Below are 4,152 nucleotides of genomic sequence, written 5' to 3' on the forward strand. Positions count from 1 at the left end.
AACCGAGAACATGGCTGAAATGACAAGCATCTTCGCCAAGCGAGACACTTTGCCTGGCGGGATGCCGAAGAACCGCTGAGCAGGACGCCCCTCCGTATTCGTGGCAAGGTGGCAGGTCGAATTCTTCCGATCAGGCTGTCATGGTCCGCCCGTTGTTCATGTGCGACGGGAGGTGGGTAGCCGCGCGCCGAGTGCAGCCTGACTGGGTTGTAGAAGCAGGCGATGTCATCGGCGATTGGGTCATCACCTCGGACTGATTGACATAGTCGTGTTGCCGCGGCTCGGCCGTCTGCTGCCATAGCTTTGTCCGCTCGCTTGGAAGGACCAACAGGTCGCTTTTGACCCAAAGCTGATCCCGGATCGCACGCAGTGGCTCGCAGCTACGCCTGCGCGATGAGACAGAGCCTGGGCGAAGGGCAAATTTGACGCCCGCTGTCGGGCTTGCGAGGTCTCGTTCGTCCTCTGGGTGAGCGCTGCCGAGTTGGGTCCAGGTCGGTTTCGCCGGCGGCGCCGGTCAAGCCCAATGACACGGAGGATGCCATGACTCACGGAATTTTCGTCTGGAATGAGCTCTATACGCGGGATGTCGAGGCGGCCAAGGCGTTCTACGCCGCGATAGTCGGCTGGACGTTCGAGGGCATGCCGATGCCGGACCGGGACCGCACCTACTGGATCGCCAGGGCGGAGGGCAAGCCGGTCGCCGGCATTCTCGACATGCGCGGCATCGTTCCAGATGGCGATCCGCCGCACTGGTTGAGCTATCTCGAAGTCGACGATATCGACCAGCGCCTTGCCGAGATCGAGAGAAATGGCGGCAGGATCGTCCGGCAGCCGTTCGACGTCCCCGATTTCGGGCGCATTGCCATCGGGGCGGACGCGACCGGTGCATTCATGGCCTGGGTGACCACGAAACGCTGACCCGCGGAGTCCGGAGCCGCCCGTCAAGGCTTCCGCACCTTGGCCCCGACGATCTGCAAGACGAATTTTGCAGCCTGCTCGATTCGGTGCGGCGCTCTTGGCGGGCGCGGCTCAGCAGAATTGTGCCTTCGAGCGACGACGGCACATGGCTCGATATCTGCGTTCATCGCTCGCGGCGGGCAATCACGCTCGAAGCTGCTAATTGAGGGCCCTCGGAAAGTGGGACTGCCCGAATGACGCCGGTGCGGCTTGTGCCCGACGAACCGATCGAACACGCCGCAATTTGTTGCGATACATGCATCCGGAAGTGGCCCGAAAGAGAGAAACCTTCAGGGATACGCTATGTCCGCCGGCTGAGGTGGTACCGACCAGACTTGCTCGACGTGAGACTTTCAGCCCTTGATCCAACGGCGACATTGGCTTCGTCTTCATTCGCAACGGATTGACGCCCCAGCGTAGGTCCGGACCTGTTCCCATAATTGGTAATCGCTTTTTTCAAATCGCACGGTGCTTCTCAAAGACGGTTGGTGCTACTGGCGTTCCGTCGTTGAACATAGTGTGCTGGCGAATATAATCAGGCCGCGAGGTACGACCGTGCCGTTCTGCGCAATGGTAGTCTACGCGTCTTAAGCGTCGCAGAGATGCGTCGGAGAACGATCCTCGCAAAAAATGCCGCGGTCGGCTCCGCGAACGGATCTCCCGCAAGCTGCAGTTTGCAGGCATTGCCACAAGGCCAGCAACAAGAGGCGACAAACTGTCCAATTCCATCGCCGAGCGCGAGAAGCGGGCCGCCGCGCCTGGGACGCCGCTGCTCCAACCGGCCATCAGACCAAGGAGGGTCATCCATGGATACGATTAAAACACCCGATGAAGGCCGGCGCAGCTTTCTTGCCGCCTCCGTAGCCGCGGGCGCCGTCAGCCTGCTCTCCACACAGATGACCGCGGCGGCCGGAGACACCCCAATCCGCCCCTTCCGCGTCGACGTTCCGGAAGCAGACCTCGCCGACTTGCGCAAACGCATCGCCGCGACAAAATGGCCCGAGCGCGAACAGGTCGCCGATGCAACGCAAGGCGTGCAGTTGGCGACGATGCAGAAGCTAGCGCAGTATTGGGCGAACGAGCACGATTGGCGCAAGTGCGAGGCGAAGATCAATGCCGTGCCGAACTTCATCACCGAGATCGACGGCCTCGACATTCATTTCATTCACGTTCGCTCAAAGCATGAAAATGCGCTGCCGATGATTGTCACGCATGGCTGGCCCGGCTCGATCATCGAACAGATGAAGATCATCGATCCGTTGACGAACCCGACGGCGCACGGCGGAGCCGCGGCCGATGCCTTCCATCTCGTGATTCCGTCGCTGCCGGGCTACGGCTTCTCTGGCAAACCAACGGCGCCCGGATGGAATCCCGTTAGCATTGCGAAAGCCTGGGCGACGCTCATGCAACGCCTCGGCTACACGAAATATGTGGCGCAGGGCGGCGATTGGGGCAATGCCGTATCGGAGGTGATGGCTTTGCAGCAGCCGCCGGGATTGCTCGGCATTCACACCAACATGGCGGCGACAGTTCCGCCCGATGTTTCTAAAGCGCTTTCCGCGGGCGGCCCGCCGCCCGCCGGCCTTTCGCCGGAGGAAAAGTACGCGTGGGATGGGCTCGATGACTTCTATAAGAACGGGTTGGGTTACGCCAACGAGATGGCACTTCGTCCGCAGACGCTCTACGGAATCGTCGATTCACCGGTTGGCCTTGCGGGTTGGATACTCGATCACGACATTCGCAGCTACCAAATGATCGCCCGCGTATTCGACGGTAAGGCTGAAGGGCTCAGCCGCGACGATGTTCTCGACAACATCACGCTCTATTGGTTGACGAATACCGCGATCTCTTCGGCGCGTCTTTACTGGGACACGAAGCACAATTTGCCGGCAGGCGGCTTCTTCGACGCGAGGGGCGTCAAGCTTCCGGTGGGCGTGAGCGCGTTTGCTGAAGAAATTTATCAAGCGCCAAAGAGCTGGGCAGAGAAGGCGTATGTGAAGCTCATCCACTACAGCAACCATCCCAAAGGGACGCACTTCGCGGCCTGGGAACAGCCTGCGCTCTTCGTGTCCGATGTGCGCGCAACCTTCAAATCGCTTCGTTCGGTGTGACAATGAGCCGTGTGGCGCGCGTGTCCGGCGCGCCGCACGGCTCACAGCCAAACGATCGAAACCAGGGGTTCGCTATTGCCCGAAGACTCGGGCTCGACGCCGGTACCGAGTTTCCACGCAAGATTTCGGTCACGTTGTGGTTGGCGGACGTCCGCCAAGGGTCCGACAGAGAAAATCCGTCAGGCTGCGCTAGGTCGGCTGTCCGAGGTGGTGCCGACCAGATTTGCTCGGCATGAAACTTTCGGCCCCTGGCCTTTGCGGACCATTCGCGCGTCAGGCCTCGCTTCAGAGTGGTGTCGTCAAGCGGCAAGTCCTATTTTGCCAGCGCTCTCAGTTGTTCGAGCTTCTCTCGCACTCTTGTCCCATCAAGATTTATAATTGGCCCAGTAGATCCACTCACAAACGTGATGTAGTCATCTTCCTTCTGTAAAAAGAATATGTAATCAGCACCAGCCAAAAACGGTACGGTGCAATTTCCGAAGCCGTATGGAACGCTCCTTACCTTCCTACTGGCGGGTGGCGCTCCTTTGATCAGCTCTATTGTATTAAAAGAGCCTTCAATTATCTTACTATTAGCTCCCTTCATATCCTCTGGTGCGGAAACCTCCGACACAGAAGTAAGGTGCGCCACAAAGACCGACGATGCCTGCGAAAACAACTCTTGCTCCGTGGGAACCGGTTTCCTGGGGTCGGAGGAGCAGGCATATCCGAACGAAATTTGTCCGATTGATATCGCAACGAACGAAAAGGCAAAGATCAAGCGAGGTAAAATTGAAATTGAATTAGACATGGTAGCAGGTCTGTCTCGAATGCTAGCGCCAACGAGTCGCGCGCAATGCGCGGCAAACTGCACCACGCATAGCATTTTCCAAGCCACCCGCATAGTTCCGCTCCTGTGCAGGTTTTTGGATGCCGGCATGACGAGACCCGCCGCTTGCTGAGCCAGCGGTGTTCCGGCGCGACGCCGGCATCATGCCTGGTCGGCCGCACCTTCCACCATTGCCGCAACAGGTCGAGGACTTCCGCCCGCAGCATCACGTTGCGGTCCTTGCGGCCCTTCGACTGCACGATACGGATGATCATC

3 protein-coding genes and 1 pseudogene are annotated in these 4,152 nt (G+C 59.3%); 2 read left to right on the forward strand and 2 right to left on the reverse strand.

Features of this window, described 5'->3' with window-relative positions; translation table 11 throughout:
* Window positions 1-540: 540 nt before the first annotated feature.
* Window positions 541-918: a VOC family protein gene (locus tag JOY90_RS25880; protein WP_291693948.1), complete on the forward strand. Its 378-nt coding sequence runs from the start codon at window positions 541-543 to the stop codon at window positions 916-918.
* Between the two features lie 845 nt (window positions 919-1,763).
* Window positions 1,764-3,068, forward strand: coding sequence for an epoxide hydrolase family protein (locus JOY90_RS25885; protein ID WP_291693949.1), 1,305 nt, complete (start codon window positions 1,764-1,766; stop codon window positions 3,066-3,068).
* A gap of 313 nt (window positions 3,069-3,381) precedes the next feature.
* Here the strand turns inward: JOY90_RS25885 and JOY90_RS25890 are convergent, their stop codons facing one another.
* Together JOY90_RS25890 and JOY90_RS25895 are read right to left on the reverse strand one after the other, a co-directional pair.
* Window positions 3,382-3,858 carry a hypothetical protein gene (locus tag JOY90_RS25890; protein ID WP_291693950.1) on the reverse strand — a complete coding sequence of 159 codons (477 nt, stop codon included), beginning with the start codon at window positions 3,856-3,858 and terminating at the stop codon, window positions 3,382-3,384.
* A pseudogene (locus JOY90_RS25895) lies at window positions 3,825-4,152 on the reverse strand (hypothetical protein); the annotation flags it as partial. The pseudogene JOY90_RS25895 and the gene JOY90_RS25890, both read right to left, overlap by 34 nt.

The sequence above is a fragment of the Bradyrhizobium sp. genome (genome assembly GCF_019242285.1).
In the GTDB taxonomy this organism is placed as follows: Bacteria; Pseudomonadota; Alphaproteobacteria; order Rhizobiales; family Xanthobacteraceae; genus Bradyrhizobium.

Excerpts from the sequence above, each read along its gene's own strand:
- JOY90_RS25880 (WP_291693948.1), top strand. The coding sequence starts at position 541 with ATGACTCACGGAATTTTCGTCTGGAATGAGCTCTATACGCGGGATGTC.
- JOY90_RS25885 (WP_291693949.1), top strand. The coding sequence starts at position 1,764 with ATGGATACGATTAAAACACCCGATGAAGGCCGGCGCAGCTTTCTTGCC.
- JOY90_RS25890 (WP_291693950.1), bottom strand. The coding sequence starts at position 3,858 with ATGTCTAATTCAATTTCAATTTTACCTCGCTTGATCTTTGCCTTTTCG.